This window comes from Nocardia sp. CA-151230 (assembly GCF_050942175.1).
GTDB lineage: Bacteria > Actinomycetota > Actinomycetes > Mycobacteriales > Mycobacteriaceae > Nocardia.
Window position 1 is genome coordinate 3,314,074 of record NZ_CP192061.1, and the last position, 15,434, is coordinate 3,329,507.

Here is a 15,434-nt window from a genome sequence, read left to right on the forward strand (position 1 = left end):
AGCCATTCCCGTTGACGTGGGGACCATAGGGGGCTGCCGATAGACTGCGGCCCGTGTGCACCTCTTCCTCCCCCTTCCAGCGGCCCGCTCCGATGATCGCCCCCTCCATCCTGTCCGCCGACTTCGCGAATCTCGCGGCCGAACTGCAAGCGATCGAGGGCGCCGACTGGGTGCACGTCGATGTGATGGACAACCACTTCGTCCCCAATCTGACGCTGGGTCTGCCGGTGGTGCAAAGCCTGCTCAGGGCGACCGATATTCCGATGGACTGCCACCTCATGATCGAGAACCCGGAGCGCTGGGCCCCGGGCTACGCCGAGGCCGGCGCCTACAACGTCACCTTTCACGCCGAGGCCACCGACAACCCCATCGCGGTGGCGCGTGACATCCGCGCCGCGGGCGCCAAGGCCGGGCTCTCGGTCAAGCCGAACACCCCGATCGAGCCCTACCTCGAGATCCTGCGCGAGTTCGACACCCTGCTGGTGATGAGCGTCGAACCCGGTTTCGGTGGCCAGTCTTTCATCGCGCACGTGCTCGACAAGGCCCGGCAGGTGCGCCGCCTGGTCGACGCCGGTGAGCTGCGCCTGGTCGTGGAGATCGACGGCGGCATCAATATGGACACCATCGAGCAGGCCGCCGAGGCCGGCATCGACTGCTTCGTGGCGGGCTCCGCGGTGTACGGCACCCCGGACCCGGCAGCGACCGTGGAAACCTTGCGGCAGAAGGTGATCGCGGTCGAGGCGGCGTCCGCGCAGTAGCGCGGGCTCAGTGCTGTAGCAGCGCTTCGATCACCGATTCCAGCGGCGGTATCGTGTCGCTGGAATCGGGGGAGTGCACCCAGGTGCGGTATCCCGTCCGCTCGTCGTCGGCGGACGGGAGCACGACCTGCGCGCCCGGGCACGCGACGGTGGCGTAGAGCCGGAACAGGGCGGCGGCCACCGATTTGGTGAGGGACTCCGGCCGGGCGGGGCCGGTGATGAAGGTCCAGCGCCGTGCCCGGGGATGGTGCACGACCGGGCCGGCACGATCGGCCTGCGCCAGCTGTTGCTGGACGCGTTCGCCGAGGTCGGCGGGCATGGTGATGGCCCCGTACCGGGTGCCTATCTCCAACAGGATGTGCCGTGACGTCGGGTCGATCGATGCCGGCAGGTGAAATTCGCGTCGGTACTGTACGCAGCGAACTTCGAGTGTCGAATCGAGAAGCATGGTCACGCCGCACCCCCAACTGTGCCGATTGTGTTGTCTGCCACCTGAATCCGACCCGCGCGGGGTCCAACCTTCCTTCGGTTCTGCTTGCGATGATCGTCACGGCCCGGATCGGCCGTGGACGCGGTGACCGTTCTGCACTGAACTGCTCGCGGAGAAGTTGAACTGTGGGAATCAGCTGCATAACAATCTTGCGACCGTTTTCGCTGCCGCGCAAGATTCTGGATTGAGCGAGTCGTGAATTGGGTACCACTCCGCGTTGGGCCAGGTCAGGCCATTCAAAGTACCGGTAAATCCTGGCGTTTCAATTGGCGATCGCGACCAATGAACACAATTATCCGATCGCACATTGGCTTACGCCCGATTTCGTCCATCCACCGGTATCCAACGCTCCAGTGAACGAGGCCGCATGTCGCCTACGACCCCGCGTCGTTAGGCTGAACGCGACGGCCGTCCATGCGGGGAATACCACGTACCGCACCGGCTGTTGGCTCGAACGGAGCACGCAGACGCGATCAGGGAGAGGTACGCATGTTCACAGGCATCGTCGAGGAGCTGGGCGAGATCCTCGCCACCGAGCAGCTGGACGATTCGGCGCGGCTGACCATTCGCGGCCCCCTGGTGACCTCCGATGCGGGACACGGTGATTCGATCGCCGTCAACGGCGTCTGCCTCACGGTGGTCGACCGGAAGGTCGAGGGCGACACCTTCACCGTCGACGTCATGGCCGAGACCCTGGACCGCTCCAGCATCGGCGGCCTCACCGTCGGCTCCCGCGTCAACCTCGAGCGCGCGGCGGCCGTGAACAGCCGCCTGGGCGGGCACATCGTGCAGGGCCACGTCGACGGCACCGGCACCATCGTGTCCCGCACCCCGCACGAGAACTGGGAGGTCGTGCGAATCTCCCTGCCCGACAGCATCGCTCGCTACGTGGTGGAGAAGGGCTCGATCACCGTGGACGGCATCTCGCTGACCGTCTCGGGCATCGGCGTGGCCGGGGACGCCTTCGCCGACGGCGCCAAGGACTGGTTCGAGGTGTCGCTCATCCCCACCACCCGCGAGCTCACCACCCTCGGCACGGCTCCGGTCGGCACCACGGTGAATCTCGAGGTCGACATCATCGCGAAGTATGTGGAGCGCCTCGTTCAACGCGGCTGACCAGTACCCAAAGGTTCGCGGCGCAAGCGCGGGGAGGCGGAGTGCTCGTTCTGGAGCGGAGGAACGAAGAACGAGACCTTCAGCGCCGCGAACCTGCCCCGGAGCGAAGCGGAGGGGCAATTGGGCGCAGGGCGGCGCAAATCGGGCGCTGCGGCTGGCCTACTGTAATGAGGCACCTAATTCGAGATGGAGCACAACAGACGTGACCAGGTTCGACACCATCGAGCGCGCAGTCGCCGACATCGCCGCCGGTAAGGCGGTCGTCGTCGTCGACGACGAGGGCCGGGAGAACGAGGGCGACCTCATCTTCGCGGCGGAGAAGGCGACACCCGAGCTGGTGGCCTTCATGATCCGCTACACCTCCGGTTACATCTGTGTGCCGCTCACCGGGAACGACTGCGATCGCCTGGGCCTGCCGCCGATGTACGCGGTCAACCAGGACAAGCACGGCACTGCCTACACCGTCTCCGTCGACGCCCGCGAGGGCATCAGCACCGGCATCTCGGCCGCCGACCGCGCCACCACCATGCGCGTGCTGGCCGACCGCGGCGCCAAGTCCGACGATCTGACCCGCCCGGGCCACGTGGTTCCGTTGCGCGCCAAGGACGGTGGCGTCCTGCGCCGGCCCGGCCACACCGAGGCCGCCGTGGATCTGGCCCGGATGGCCGGGCTCAGCCCCGCCGGCGTCATCTGCGAGATCGTCAGCCAGAAGAACGAGGGCGATATGGCGCGCACCGAGGAGCTGCGCATCTTCGCCGACGAGCACGATCTGGCGCTCATCTCCATCGCCGACATGATCGCCTGGCGCCGCCGCAACGAGAAGCACGTCAAGCAGGTGGCCGAGGCCAAGCTGCCCACCGAGTTCGGCGACTTCCTGGCCATCGGCTACGAGAGCGAATACGACGACGCCGAGCACGTTGCCCTGGTCATGGGCGATATCGGCGACGGCGCGGACGTGCTGGTGCGTGTGCACTCCGAATGCCTCACCGGCGACGCCTTCGGCTCCCTGCGCTGCGACTGCGGCCCCCAGCTGGACGCCGCCATGGAGATGATCGCCCAGCAGGGCCGCGGCGTGCTGCTCTACATGCGCGGCCACGAGGGCCGCGGCATCGGGCTGCTGCACAAGCTGCAGGCCTACCAGCTGCAGGACGGCGGCGCCGACACCGTGGACGCCAACCTGGACCTGGGCCTGCCCGCCGACGCGCGTGACTACGGCATCGGCGCCCAGATCCTCGTCGACCTGGGCATCACCTCGATGCGGCTGCTCACCAACAATCCCGACAAGCGTGCCGGGATCGAGGGTTACGGCCTGAGCATCAGCGAGCGGGTGGCGATGCCCGTCCGTGCCAACAAGCACAATCTGCGGTATCTGCGCACCAAGCGGGATCGGATGGGCCACGACCTGGTCGGCCTGGAAGACCTGGACCTGGGCGAAACCGCGAACTGACGCGCCGGAACCGACTATCGAGAGGGTGGAACAGGAATGAGCGGTACGGGCGTACCGACCTTCGAGCTGGCCGATGCCAAGGACCTGAAGCTGGGGATCGTGGCGTCGCGCTGGCACACCACCATCTGCGACGCGCTGGTCGCGAACGCGGAGCAGACCGCCCGGGCCGCGGGCGTCGCCGACATCACCGTGGTCCGGGTCGCCGGCGCGATGGAGCTGCCGGTGGTGGCACAGGCGCTGGCCCGCAGCCATGACGCGGTGGTCGCGCTGGGTGTCGTGATCCGCGGTGAGACACCGCATTTCGAGTACGTGTGCGATTCGGTGACCGCCGGTCTGACCCGGGTGTCCCTCGATGAGAGCACCCCGGTCACCAATGGCGTGCTCACCGTGAACACCGAGCAGCAGGCCCTGGATCGCGCGGGCCTGCCCGGCTCGCACGAGAACAAGGGTGAGCAAGCCGCGGCCGCCGCCCTCGACGCCGCGCTGACCCTGCGCGAACTGACCCAGACCGTCTAGCCATGCCGGTCGTGCGGATCTGGAAGCGGGACGGCGGCTCCGAGGAGCCGCCCCGCAAGCCTGCCGCCACGCCGGAAACGCCTGCGGCGCACTCCGATCCGCGGGCCGAGCAGAAAGCGGAGTCCGAGGACGCCATGGCCGAGCCGACCGAAACCGAAACGCCGGTGCAGCCCGGCGCCGCCGCGGGTGACTGGGATCTCGAGGTGCGCCCGCACCACGCCATCGTCACCGTGCGGATCGTGGCGGCGGTGCTGGCGGCCGTCTTCATCTTCGGCGGCATCGTGCTGCGGCACGGATCCACCGGCGTGAACTTCCGGGTCTCCGACCAGATCGGCCTGATGGTGTTCGGCCTGCTGCTGGCCGGCGGCGTGCTGACGCTCACCCGGCCCCGGGTGCGGGTCGGCCGGCGCGGGGTGACGGTGCGCAATATCGTGGGCGACAGCGAGTTCCAGTGGAAGGACATCCGTGGGATCTCCTTCCCGGACAAGAAGTCCTGGGCCCGGCTGGAATTGGCGCACGACGAGTACGTGCCCATGATGGCCATCCGCTCCAACGACAAGATGCGCGCTGCCGAGGCCATGGACCGATTCCGGGAACTCGGCGCCAAGTACAGCGCCGAGAACCAGGACCGGGGCTAGCGCGGGCCGCCGAGCACCGCGCCCTCGCGGCGGGGGTCCGCCCCGCCGATCCAGCCATCGCCGTCACGCACCAGGGCCGACAGGCCGCTGGACTGCGGGGCGACCGAGACCTGGTCGCCGTACTGGCGCAGTTTCTGCACCAGCGGATCGTGGTCGCCGTTGTCGGTGGCGTCGACGGCCGGATGTTCACCACCCACGTAGGTGGTGGGGGAGTTGGCCGCGCCGAAGTCGATCATCGACACCGCCTGCTGCGGGTTCATGCCCCAATCCAGCATGCCCACCAGGGTTTTCACCACGAACTGGATGATCACCGCCCCGCCGGGCGAACCGGTGACGTAGCTGAGCGCGCCGCGCGAGCCGTCGGGATCGCGGTCGAAGACCAGGGTCGGGGCCATGGAGCTGCGCGGCCGCTTGCCCGGGTCGAGACGGTTGGCGATCGGGGTGCCGGCTTTGTCGACCGGTTCGGCCGAGAAGTCGGTGAGCTGGTTGTTGAGGATGAACCCGTCCACGAAATGGAACGACCCGAACGCGGACTCGACCGTGGTGGTCATGGAGGCCGCGTTGCCGTACTTGTCGACGACGGAGATGTGGCTGGTGCCGTGCTCGGGCTGCTGCGGGCCGTTGCCGACCGGCACCGGGCCGAAGTCACCCGGCGTGGCGGTGCCCAGGCTCTTGGCCGGGTCGATGAGTGCCGCGCGCTGCTTCAGATAGCCGGGATCCAGCAGTGTCTGCGGCGAATTGCCCGGCAACGGAACGAAATCCGAGTCGGCGATGTACTTGTCGCGGTCGGCGTAGGCGAGGCGTTCGGCCTCCGCGATCAGGTGCACGGCCTCCGGGGTGGGCTTGCCGCCGTTGCGGGCGGTAGTGCTGTCGCCGCCGAGGTCCGTCGGTTTCATCGACGCCAGATCGAAGTTGGAGAGAATGCCCAGGGCTGCTGCCACCGCGATGCCGCCCGAGGACGGGTTGGGCATGCCGCACACCTCGTGGGTGCGGTAGGGCGAGCACACCGCGGTGCGCTTCTTCGGTTGGTAGGACTGCAGATCCGCCAGGGACAGCAGACCCGGGGTGCGTCCGCCGGCGGTGGTGGCGGTGGTGTCCACGATGTCCGCGGCGATCGCGCCGGTGTAGAAGGCGTTCGCCCCGTCGGTCGCGATGGCCGAGAGGGTCTTGACGAAGCCCGGATTGGTGAGCGTGGTGCCGGACGGCTTCGGACTGCCGTCGGGCTGCAGGAAATACGCCTTGGCGTTGTCGTCGCGCGCGAGGTCGGCCTTGGAGTCGGAGATCTGGCTCGCCATCCGCGGTGAGATCTTGAAGCCCTGATCGGCCAGGTTGATCGCCGGGGCGAACAGGTCCTTCCACGGCTGCTTGCCGTGCTCGTCGTGGGCCAGCTCCAGCATCCGCAGCACTCCCGGCGTGCCGATGGAGCGCCCGCTGGCCCGCGCATTCGGTTGCGGCACAGTGTGATCGGCGGCGCTGATATAGCGCAGGTAGTCCTCGGTGGCGGCCGCGGGGGCGGTCTCACGGCCGTCGTAGGCGTCGACGGTCCTGGCATTGGCGTCGTAGTACATCAGGAACGCGCCGCCGCCGATGCCGGTGGCCTGGGGCTCCACCAGATTCAGCACGGTCTGTGCCACGATGAGCGCGTCCGCGGCGGTGCCGCCGTCCCGCAGTACCCGGCACGCCGCCTCGGTGGCAACGGGATTGGCGGTGGAGACCGCGAAATCGCCGGTCCGCACGGGTGTCATGCCGGTGCGGTAACCGGTGGCGACCTCGGGGTGCAGGGCCAGATTCGTGCTGCTGGGCCCGGCGGGCATCCCGGAGGTGACCGGAGTTCCGTTGGGGGACACCGTGCACGACGCACTCTGGTTCGTCGAGGACGAACAGGCGGTGACCAATCCGACCAGCAGCAGCAGAGCGGCAGCGCCGCTCCCGATTCGTCGCGAGCGCCTCATGATCGGACTCTAGCGCCGTGGGCCCGCGCGGGCAGGGCTTTGACGGGCCGGATCGGTGGGCTACCGGGGGAACTCCGGGCCGCTGGTCGCCCAGGAATTTCAGCGCTTTCACGGCAATCTCCGAAAAGCACATCAATTGGTCGCTCGACCAGCCTTTATTTTTCGCTGTCTCCCCTGCTCGGAACGCCAATGTGTAACTCAGCAAACGGCAAGGTACCCTCAGGCTGCCTCACTTCACGATTGCGGAGGGTTAACCCGGCGAATGACCGAGATCCGGACTACTGCCACCAGCCTCGATGCCGAGGACAGCGGCTATCACAAAGCCCTGAAACCCCGGCAATTGCAGATGATCGCCATCGGCGGTGCCATCGGTACCGGCCTGTTCCTGGGCGCGGGTGGCCGGCTGCACAATGCCGGCCCGTCGCTGTTCCTGGTGTACCTGATCTGCGGCATCTTCGTCTTCTTCATCCTGCGCGCGCTCGGCGAACTGGTACTGCACCGCCCGTCCTCGGGCTCGTTCGTCTCCTATGCGCGCGAATTCTTCGGTGAGAAGGCCGCATTCGTGGCCGGCTGGATGTACTTCCTGAACTGGTCCATGACCGGCATCGTCGACACCACCGCGATCGCCACCTATCTGCACTACTGGGGACCCTTCCAGCCGATCGCGCAATGGCTGCTGGCGCTGGGCGCGCTGATCATCGTGCTCGGCATCAACCTGGTCTCGGTCAAATGGTTCGGCGAGATGGAATTCTGGGCCGCCATGATCAAGGTGGTGGCCCTGGTGACCTTCCTGGTCGTCGGCACCATCTTCCTGGCCGGGCGCTTCGAGGTCGAGGGTCAGAGCACCGGTCTGCGCATGGTCTCCGACGCCGGCGGCTGGTTCCCGACCGGCGTGCTGCCGCTGGTCACCGTCACCTCCGGTGTCGTGTTCGCCTACGCCGCCGTGGAAATGGTCGGCATCGCGGCCGGTGAGACCGAGAATCCGGCCAAGATCATGCCGCGCGCCATCAATTCGGTGATCATGCGTATCGCCGTGTTCTATTGCGGCTCGGTGATTCTGCTGGCGCTGCTGCTGCCCTACGTCGAGTACAAGGGCGGCGAGAGCCCGTTCGTCACCTTCTTCGGCAAACTCGGTGTCGCGCACATGGGTTCGATCATGAATTTCGTGGTGCTCACCGCGGCGCTGTCGAGTTTGAATGCCGGACTGTATTCGACCGGCCGCATCCTCCGCTCGATGGCGATGAACGGCAGCGCGCCGAAATTCACCTCGCGGATGTCGAGTGCCGGTGTGCCCTACGGCGGCATTCTGCTCACCGCCACCATCGCGCTGTTCGGTATCTGGCTGAATTACATTGTGCCGTCGCAGGCTTTCGAAATCGTGCTGAACGTCGCGTCGCTCGGCATTCTGGCGTCCTGGGCCACCATTGTGCTGTGCCAGCTGAAGCTGTTCTATCTGTGGAAGCGGGGGCAGGCGGAGCGTCCGGCGTTCCGGATGTTCGGTGCGCCCTACACCGGCATCGCGACGCTGGTGTTCCTCTTCGCCGTCCTGGTGCTGATGGCTTTCGACCATCCGGTCGGTACGTGGACGGTGGGCAGTCTGGTGATCATCGTGCCCGCGCTGGCCATCGGGTGGAAGGTCGCCAGCCCGCGGGTGCTGGCCATCGCCAGGCTGCGCGAGGGCTACACCGGCGAGTTCCCGGTGATTCCGCCGATCCCGATGGACGACAAGTAGTTTTCCGTTTCCGGGGTACACTGGGAAAACTCTGTCCGGACCTGCGCTTTTCAACGGCCGCACGCGAAATCGCGTGCGGCCGTTATGTGTTCGAGATCACTGTTTCGATTGCTAGCTATCGGCTGTGGCCATGGTCATAACTTGGTCGACCAGATTGTCCGGAATCCGAACATTTGGTTAGCGTCAGGTTCAGCGCGTTCGCAGGGGGCGCGCGACCAGGGGTTACTCGATGAGGAGTGCTGTGAGTTCGCAAATGGCCGTTGCCGACGAGGTGGATCTGACACCCGTCGCCACGGGAAACGGCATTCCAGCCACATTTTTCGAGCGGGTGCTCGACGGGGTGCGGGGGTTGCGCCGTGATGGTTCCGAGATCGACATGCCCGCCAAGGTCCGGGAAACGCAGTATGCGGCGCTCGGCGCGATGGGACTGGCGGTGCTGCACAGCCTGCTGTCCATCACCGGCGGCGTCTCGTGCGTGGTCGGCAGTATCGGCCACTTCTTCGCCGCCTGGGTGACCGGCGGTGTCGCACTGCTGTTCGGGCTGCGCTCGCGCTGGATCTGGGTGACCGCGCTCGGATTGGCCAGCCTGCAGTCGTTTCTGGGCATCTTCACGCTGGTGTCGGCCGAAATGCCTACGGGCGTGGGACCGTTCACCGTGCTCTTCGGCGTGATGGTCTCCGGCGTGGTGCTGGCGCTGCTGCTGCGCCGCGACCTCTACCGCTGGTTCGGCGCCTGAGGTCCGGCGCGGTACGCCGCCCACCGGGAGCTGGTGGGCGGCACCCGCTTTCGTCGTCGAGCCGCTAGGTCAGGCTGCGGCCCAGCGCGCGGCCGGCGGCGCGACCGGAGAAGATGCAGCCGCCGAGGAAGGTGCCCTCCAGCGCGTTGTAGCCGTGCACACCGCCACCGCCGAACCCGGCGACCTCACCCGCGGCGTACAGGCCCGGGAACGCGGTGCCGTCGGCGCGGATGACCTGCGAGTCCAGATTGGTCTGCAGACCACCCAGCGTCTTGCGGGTCAGGATGTTCAGGCGCACGCCGATCAGCGGGCCGTGTGCGGGATCGAGGATCTTGTGCGGGCTCGCCACCCGGACCTTGTCGCCCAGGAAGCGGCGCGCGTTGTTGACGGCCATGAGCTGGGCGTCCTTGCTGTACTTGTTCTCGACATCCCGGTCGCGGGCCACGATCTGGCGCTCGATATCGGCGAGGTCGAGGTGCGGGCCGCGCGAGATCTTGTTCATGCCCGCGATCAGCTCGGCCAGGGTGTCGGCGACCACGAAGTCCACGCCGTGCTGCTTGAACGCCTCCACCGGGCCCGGCGCGCCCTTCGCCACCCGGCTCTTGAGGGCCAGCTTCAGATCCTTGCCGGTGATGTCGGGATTCTGCTCCGAGCCCGAGAGCGCGAACTCCTTCTCGATGATCGACTGGTCGAGGATGAACCACGAGTAGTCGTAGCCGGTCGCCAGGATCTGCTTCATGGTGGCATTGGTGTCGAAACCCGGGAAAGCCGGTGCGGTCATGCGCTTTCCATTGGCGTCGAACCACAGCGAGGACGGGCCGGGAATGATGCGGATGGCGTGATCGGGCCAGATCGGATCCCAGTTGTGGATGCCCTCGGTGTAGTGCCACATGCGATCCCGGTTCACGATGCGCCCGCCCGCGGCCTCGGTGATGCCCAGCATGCGGCCGTCCACGTGCGCGGGCACGCCGGAGATCAGGTGCTCCGGGCAGGGACCGAGCCGGTCGGTCGGCCAGTTGCGGCGGATCAGTTCGTGATTGTGGCCGATGCCGCCGGAGGACACGATGACCGCCCGTGCGCGGAACTCGAACTCGCTCACGATATTCCGTGAGGAAGCGACCCCGCGGGCCTCGGTGGCGGGCTCGAGCACGCTGCCGCGCGCGCCGGTCACCGCATCGTCCTCCACGATCAGGTCGTCGACCCGGTGCCGGAAGGCGAAGCCGACCTGTCCCCGCTTCTCGGCCTCGAGCACCGGTTCGAGGAACACCCGCACCACCTCGGGGCCGGTGCCCCAGGTGAGGTGGAAGCGCGGCACCGAGTTGCCGTGTCCGTCGGCGGTCACGCCGCCGCGCTCGGCCCAGCCGACCACGGGGGTCACCCGCAGCCCGAGGTCGTAGAGATACTGCCGCTTCTCGGTGGCCGCGAACTCCACGTACGCGCGCGCCCACTGCCGCGCCCAGTGGTCCTCGTCCTCACGGTCGAAGCCGGCCGAGCCGAACCAGTCCTGCATGGCGAGCGCGAGGCTGTCCTTGACGCCGAGCCGCCGCTGTTCGGGACTGTCCACGAAGAACAGCCCGCCCAGCGACCAGAACGCCTGGCCGCCCAGGTTGGCGCGGTTCTCCTGATCCAGCACGAGTACGCGGCGTCCCGCCTTGACCAGCTCGTGCGTGGCGACGAGACCGGCCAGCCCGGCCCCGACCACGATGACATCCGGATTCTCGATCATGCCCATGATTCCCTTGGTGTCGAAGTTCGATACACGAATGTATCGAACGAGGTCGCTGCTGTACAGGCATTCGATACAGCGCTGTATCGAACGAGGTTGTCGGTCGGACATGGCATGGTTCGAGTGTGCCGACTTCTTCGTCCGGATCCCTGTCACTCCCAGCGGCGCGCCGCACCGCACTCGCGGCACAGGGCTTCGCCTCGCCGCCGCCGAGCGGAACGCCCACCCGGCGCACGGTCCTGAAGGTGCTCGACAGCACCCGGCTGCTGCAGCTGGACTCGGTGTCGGCGGTGGTGCGAGCGCACTACGCCCCGGTGTTCAGCCGGATCGGGGCCTACGACCGGGCGCTGCTGGACGAGGCCGCGTGGGGGCACACCGCCCGGCGGCCCCGGCAGCTCATCGAGTACTGGGCGCACGAGGCGGCGCTGATTCCCGTCGAGGACTGGTCGCTCCTGCGCTGGCGCATGGTGCAGTACCGGCACGGACGCTGGAACGGGATGCGGCAGGTGCTCGAACGCAATCCGGCCCTGGCCGACGATGTGCTCGGCGTGGTCAAGGAGTTCGGGTCCAGCACGGCGGGGGAGATCGAGCGGCATCTGGAACTGGATCGGCCACGGGCCAAGGACAATTGGGGCTGGAACTACAGCGACACCAAGGTGGTCTGCGAGGCGCTGTTCGCGGCGGGGGAGCTGACGGTGCCGAAACGGGTTGGCTTCCAGCGGCATTACGATCTGGCCGCGAATGTCCTTCCGCCCGAGGTCCTCTCGCGCGAACCGGACGAAGCGGACGCGGTGCGGGAACTGGTGCGGCGCGCGGCGCGGGCGCACGGCATCGGCACCGAAACCGATCTGCGGGACTACTACCGGCTCAATCGCCGCCAGACCGAGCCCGCCATCGCCGACCTCCTCGACGCCGGAGAGCTGGAGCAGGTCACCGTGGCGGGCTGGGACAAGCCCGCCTACCTGCATGCCGAGGCTCGCACTCCGCGCCGGGTGACGGGCGCGGCCCTGCTCTGCCCCTTCGATCCGCTCATCTTCTTCCGCGACCGCACCGAGCGGCTCTTCGACTTCCACTACCGCATCGAGATCTACACGCCGGAACACAAACGCGTGCACGGGTATTACGTCTTCCCGTTCCTGCTGGACGGCGAACTGGTGGCGCGGGTGGACCTGCGCGCCGAGCGCGGGACCGGGCGGCTACTGGTGCCGGGCGCGTTCGCGGAGCCGGGCCGGGACCACTCGCGGGTGGCGGCCGCACTGGCCGCGGCGCTGCGGGACATGGCCGGCTGGCTCGAACTCGACACCGTCGAGGTGGGCGAAAAGGGCGATCTCGCACCGGCTTTGCGGCACGAGATCCTCTAGCTGCGCCCAACGGCGGATCGGGACGGTGCAGGTCGGGTCAGAACGGCCCGTCGGTCCAGGCATTCAGCACGATGCCGTTCTTGCCCTCACCGTTGCACTCGATCGTCATGGGGATGAGCGGCCGCGGCGAATCGCCCACGATGTAGGTGGGGGCCTGGTGCCCGCTGCCCACCTGCCGGGCGCCCAGGCACTGCACCACCGCGGCGTACCAGGTGTCCGCGGGGCAGGTGAAGGTGGCGGTGTCGAGCGTCCGGTCGATGCGGCAGACCGAGTCGGCGCCGGCGGTGGGCGCCGACACCGCGATCAGGCCCGCCACGCCGATGCCGAGTGCGGAACCGATCGCGAGCGACCGGCGGCGCGGGTGGAGACGGTGATGGTTCGTCATCGATCAAGCTCCCTCGTATACGGACAGGCCGAGCGAAACAGTTCGTCCCATACTGACCGCGAGATCCCGCTGGACGGCCGAACCTCGCGGAGTCGGGTGTTCAGGCGTGGCGCGTCGCCCGGGACGCGCGGGCGCTGTCGGGTTGCGCCCGTGCTGGGCGACCAGCGGCTCCGGCGCCGAATTCGCCACGGCCCCAGCGCGGATCGGCAGCGGCGTCGCGTGCTCGCGGTGATCGCGGTGGACGGGGATCGGCCCGCCGGCGGTCTCGACCGGCACCGAGACCGCCACCGGTGCGGCGGCGGCCAGGCAGACCGCCCCCGCGATGGCGGGCGAGCGGCGGCGCACGCGCAGTCGGATCACGGCGTCCCCTCGAGGTGAATGATCTTGCCGATACTTCGTCACCGTGACCGCCGTGGATGGTCGCCCGGAAGCCCGGCGGGTGTGGTGTCGGAGGCCTTGGCCGCCTGTCGGGGGCACTGACTAACCTGGAGCCGTGGCAGATCCCGCGACCTACCGGCCCGCACCGGGCACCATTCCCGTCGAACCGGGCGTCTACAAGTTCCGGGACAAGTTCGGGCAGGTCATCTATGTCGGCAAGGCGAAAAGCCTGCGCCAGCGCCTGAACTCGTACTTCTCCGACGTGGCCGGGCTGCACCCGCGCACCCGGCAGATGGTGACCACGGCGGCCGGGGTCGAGTGGACCGTGGTGTCCACCGAGGTGGAAGCGCTGCAACTGGAATACAACTGGATCAAGGAATTCGATCCGCGCTTCAATGTCCGCTATCGCGACGACAAGTCGTATCCGGTGCTGGCGGTCAGCCTCGACGAGGAGTATCCGCGGGTGTTCGTCTACCGCGGCGCGCGCAAGAAGGGCGTGCGCTACTTCGGCCCGTACGCCCACGCCTGGGCCATTCGCGAGACCCTGGATCTGCTGCTGCGGGTGTTCCCGGTGCGCACCTGCTCGGCGGGAGTCTTCAAGCGGCACAGTCAGATCGGGCGGCCGTGCCTGCTCGGCTATATCGACAAGTGCTCCGCGCCGTGTATCGACCGGGTGAGCGCGGCCGAGCACCGGCAGATCGTGGACGACTTCTGCGACTTCCTCTCCGGCAAGACCGACCGCCTGGTCAAGCAGCTCGAGCGCCGCATGCACGAGGCCGCCGACGAACTCGACTTCGAACTGGCCGCCCGCCTGCGCGACGACGTGCAGGCGCTCAAGCGGGCCCTGGAGAAGCAGGCCGTGGTGCTGGGCACCGGCACCGACGCCGATGTCATCGACTTCGCGGTGGACGAGCTCGAGGTCGCGGTCCAGATCTTCCATGTGCGCGACGGCCGGGTGCGCGGTCAGCGCGGCTGGGTGGTCGACAAGTCCGGCGACGCCCTGGACCAGGCGCGGTCGGGCCCGGAGGCGGAAGCCGGCGCAACCGCGGAGGGCCCCGGCCCGGGTCCGATCGACCCTGCCGTGGCGGAATCCGGTGGCGAGCTGGCGGCTCTGGTCGAGCAGTTCCTCACCCAGTTCTACGGCGAGCAGACCGCGGTCGCCGCGCAGAGCGGGGACGGGCAGCCCGGGGCCGTGGTCCCGCGCGAGGTGCTGGTCCCGGCCCTGCCCGATGATCATGAGCAGGTTCAGCAGTGGCTCTCGGACCTGCGCGGATCGGCCGTGCAGCTGCGGGTGCCGCAGCGCGGCGACAAGAAGGCGCTGGCCGAGACCGTACAGCGCAATGCCCAGGAGGCTCTGGCCCAGCACAAGCTCAAGCGCGCCGGCGACCTGACCGCGCGCTCGGCGGCGTTGCAGGAGCTACAGGACGCCCTGGATCTGGACAGCGCGCCGCTGCGCATCGAATGCGTGGACATCTCGCATGTGCAGGGCACCGATGTGGTGGCCTCGCTGGTCGTGTTCGAGGACGGCCTGGCCCGCAAGTCCGAGTACCGGCACTACGCCATCAAGGAGGCCGCGGGCGGCGGCCGCTCCGACGACGTCGGCAGCATCGCCGAAGTGACCCGCCGCCGCTTCGGCAAGCTCCGCCGCGACCTGGACGCCGCCGAGGCCGCCGAGCTCGAATCCGGTTCGGACAAGGTCGAATCCAGCCTGCCCGGCATCGATCCGAAGACCGGTAAGCCGCGCCGCTTCGCCTACCCGCCCAACCTGTACGTGGTGGACGGCGGTGCGCCGCAGGTGAATGCCGCCGCCGAGGTGCTCGACGAACTCGGCATCACCGATGTCGCGGTCATCGGGCTGGCCAAGCGACTGGAGGAGGTGTGGGTGCCGAACGAGGCGGACCCGGTGATCATGCCGCGCACCAGCGAGGCGCTGTATCTGCTGCAGCGGGTCCGCGACGAGGCGCACCGCTTCGCCATCACCTTCCACCGCTCCAAACGCTCGCGGCGGATGACCGAATCGGTGCTGGACTCGGTGCCCGGGCTGGGCTCGGCGCGCAAGACCGCACTGGTCACGCACTTCGGATCGGTCGCCAAGCTCAAGCAGGCTACGGTGGAGCAGATCACCGAGGTCCCGGGCATCGGCGTGGCGACGGCCAAGGCGGTCCTGGCCGCCCTGCAGCAGCCGTAGCAATTGTGCAC

The 15,434-nt window shown here is 68.1% G+C and carries 14 protein-coding genes; 9 read left to right on the forward strand and 5 right to left on the reverse strand.

The window, feature by feature from the left end:
• Nucleotides 1-92: 92 nt before the first annotated feature.
• Nucleotides 93-758 (forward strand): ribulose-phosphate 3-epimerase, encoded by a 666-nt coding sequence (rpe, locus tag ACQP1O_RS15250; RefSeq protein ID WP_433567693.1) that lies wholly within the window; start codon nucleotides 93-95, stop codon nucleotides 756-758.
• A 7-nt stretch (nucleotides 759-765) separates the two neighbouring features.
• On the opposite strand, the gene ACQP1O_RS15255 is transcribed toward rpe, so the two are convergent.
• A complete protein-coding gene (locus ACQP1O_RS15255; RefSeq protein WP_433566437.1) occupies nucleotides 766-1,110 on the reverse strand; it encodes a hypothetical protein in 345 nt (114 codons plus the stop codon).
• A 627-nt stretch (nucleotides 1,111-1,737) separates the two neighbouring features.
• Between ACQP1O_RS15255 and ACQP1O_RS15260 the strand changes: the two genes are divergently transcribed.
• The 4 genes from ACQP1O_RS15260 (at nucleotide 1,738) to ACQP1O_RS15275 (ending at nucleotide 4,965) form a co-directional block, all read left to right on the forward strand.
• Complete coding sequence (locus tag ACQP1O_RS15260) at nucleotides 1,738-2,364, forward strand: riboflavin synthase (RefSeq protein ID WP_433566438.1); 627 nt, start codon at nucleotides 1,738-1,740, stop codon at nucleotides 2,362-2,364.
• A 202-nt stretch (nucleotides 2,365-2,566) separates the two neighbouring features.
• Entirely contained in the window at nucleotides 2,567-3,811 is a 1,245-nt protein-coding gene (locus ACQP1O_RS15265) for a bifunctional 3,4-dihydroxy-2-butanone-4-phosphate synthase/GTP cyclohydrolase II (RefSeq protein WP_433566439.1), read from the forward strand.
• A gap of 36 nt (nucleotides 3,812-3,847) precedes the next feature.
• Nucleotides 3,848-4,327 (forward strand): 6,7-dimethyl-8-ribityllumazine synthase, encoded by a 480-nt coding sequence (gene ribH, locus ACQP1O_RS15270; protein WP_433566440.1) that lies wholly within the window; start codon nucleotides 3,848-3,850, stop codon nucleotides 4,325-4,327.
• Nucleotides 4,328-4,329: 2 nt separating this feature from the next.
• Nucleotides 4,330-4,965 (forward strand): PH domain-containing protein, encoded by a 636-nt coding sequence (locus ACQP1O_RS15275; RefSeq protein WP_433566441.1) that lies wholly within the window; start codon nucleotides 4,330-4,332, stop codon nucleotides 4,963-4,965.
• Here ACQP1O_RS15275 and ACQP1O_RS15280 read toward each other — a convergent pair.
• Nucleotides 4,962-6,917, reverse strand: coding sequence for a gamma-glutamyltransferase family protein (locus ACQP1O_RS15280; RefSeq protein WP_433566442.1), 1,956 nt, complete (start codon nucleotides 6,915-6,917; stop codon nucleotides 4,962-4,964). The genes ACQP1O_RS15275 and ACQP1O_RS15280 overlap by 4 nt on opposite strands.
• 262 nt (nucleotides 6,918-7,179) lie before the next feature.
• On the opposite strand from ACQP1O_RS15280, the gene ACQP1O_RS15285 reads away from it, so the two are divergent.
• Together ACQP1O_RS15285 and ACQP1O_RS15290 are read left to right on the forward strand one after the other, a co-directional pair.
• On the forward strand, nucleotides 7,180-8,649 hold the full coding sequence (locus tag ACQP1O_RS15285; protein ID WP_433566443.1) for an amino acid permease: 1,470 nt from the start codon (nucleotides 7,180-7,182) through the stop codon (nucleotides 8,647-8,649).
• A 241-nt stretch (nucleotides 8,650-8,890) separates the two neighbouring features.
• Nucleotides 8,891-9,385, forward strand: coding sequence for a hypothetical protein (locus tag ACQP1O_RS15290; protein WP_433566444.1), 495 nt, complete (start codon nucleotides 8,891-8,893; stop codon nucleotides 9,383-9,385).
• A 64-nt stretch (nucleotides 9,386-9,449) separates the two neighbouring features.
• Here the strand turns inward: ACQP1O_RS15290 and ACQP1O_RS15295 are convergent, their stop codons facing one another.
• Nucleotides 9,450-11,111, reverse strand: coding sequence for an FAD-binding dehydrogenase (locus tag ACQP1O_RS15295; protein WP_433566445.1), 1,662 nt, complete (start codon nucleotides 11,109-11,111; stop codon nucleotides 9,450-9,452).
• 125 nt (nucleotides 11,112-11,236) lie between these two features.
• Between ACQP1O_RS15295 and ACQP1O_RS15300 the strand changes: the two genes are divergently transcribed.
• On the forward strand, nucleotides 11,237-12,472 hold the full coding sequence (locus ACQP1O_RS15300) for a winged helix-turn-helix domain-containing protein (protein WP_433566446.1): 1,236 nt from the start codon (nucleotides 11,237-11,239) through the stop codon (nucleotides 12,470-12,472).
• 37 nt (nucleotides 12,473-12,509) lie between these two features.
• Here ACQP1O_RS15300 and ACQP1O_RS15305 read toward each other — a convergent pair whose 3' ends face one another.
• Both ACQP1O_RS15305 and ACQP1O_RS15310 read right to left on the reverse strand, forming a co-directional pair.
• Complete coding sequence (locus ACQP1O_RS15305; protein ID WP_433566447.1) at nucleotides 12,510-12,857, reverse strand: hypothetical protein; 348 nt, start codon at nucleotides 12,855-12,857, stop codon at nucleotides 12,510-12,512.
• Nucleotides 12,858-12,860: 3 nt separating this feature from the next.
• Nucleotides 12,861-13,217 carry a hypothetical protein gene (locus ACQP1O_RS15310; RefSeq protein WP_433566448.1) on the reverse strand — a complete coding sequence of 119 codons (357 nt, stop codon included), beginning with the start codon at nucleotides 13,215-13,217 and terminating at the stop codon, nucleotides 12,861-12,863.
• Between the two features lie 133 nt (nucleotides 13,218-13,350).
• Here ACQP1O_RS15310 and uvrC point away from each other — a divergent pair, with 133 nt between their 5' ends.
• The gene (gene uvrC, locus ACQP1O_RS15315) at nucleotides 13,351-15,423 is read left to right on the forward strand and encodes an excinuclease ABC subunit UvrC (protein ID WP_433566449.1); all 2,073 of its coding nucleotides are present in this window, start codon (nucleotides 13,351-13,353) and stop codon (nucleotides 15,421-15,423) included.
• Nucleotides 15,424-15,434: the final 11 nt, after the last annotated feature.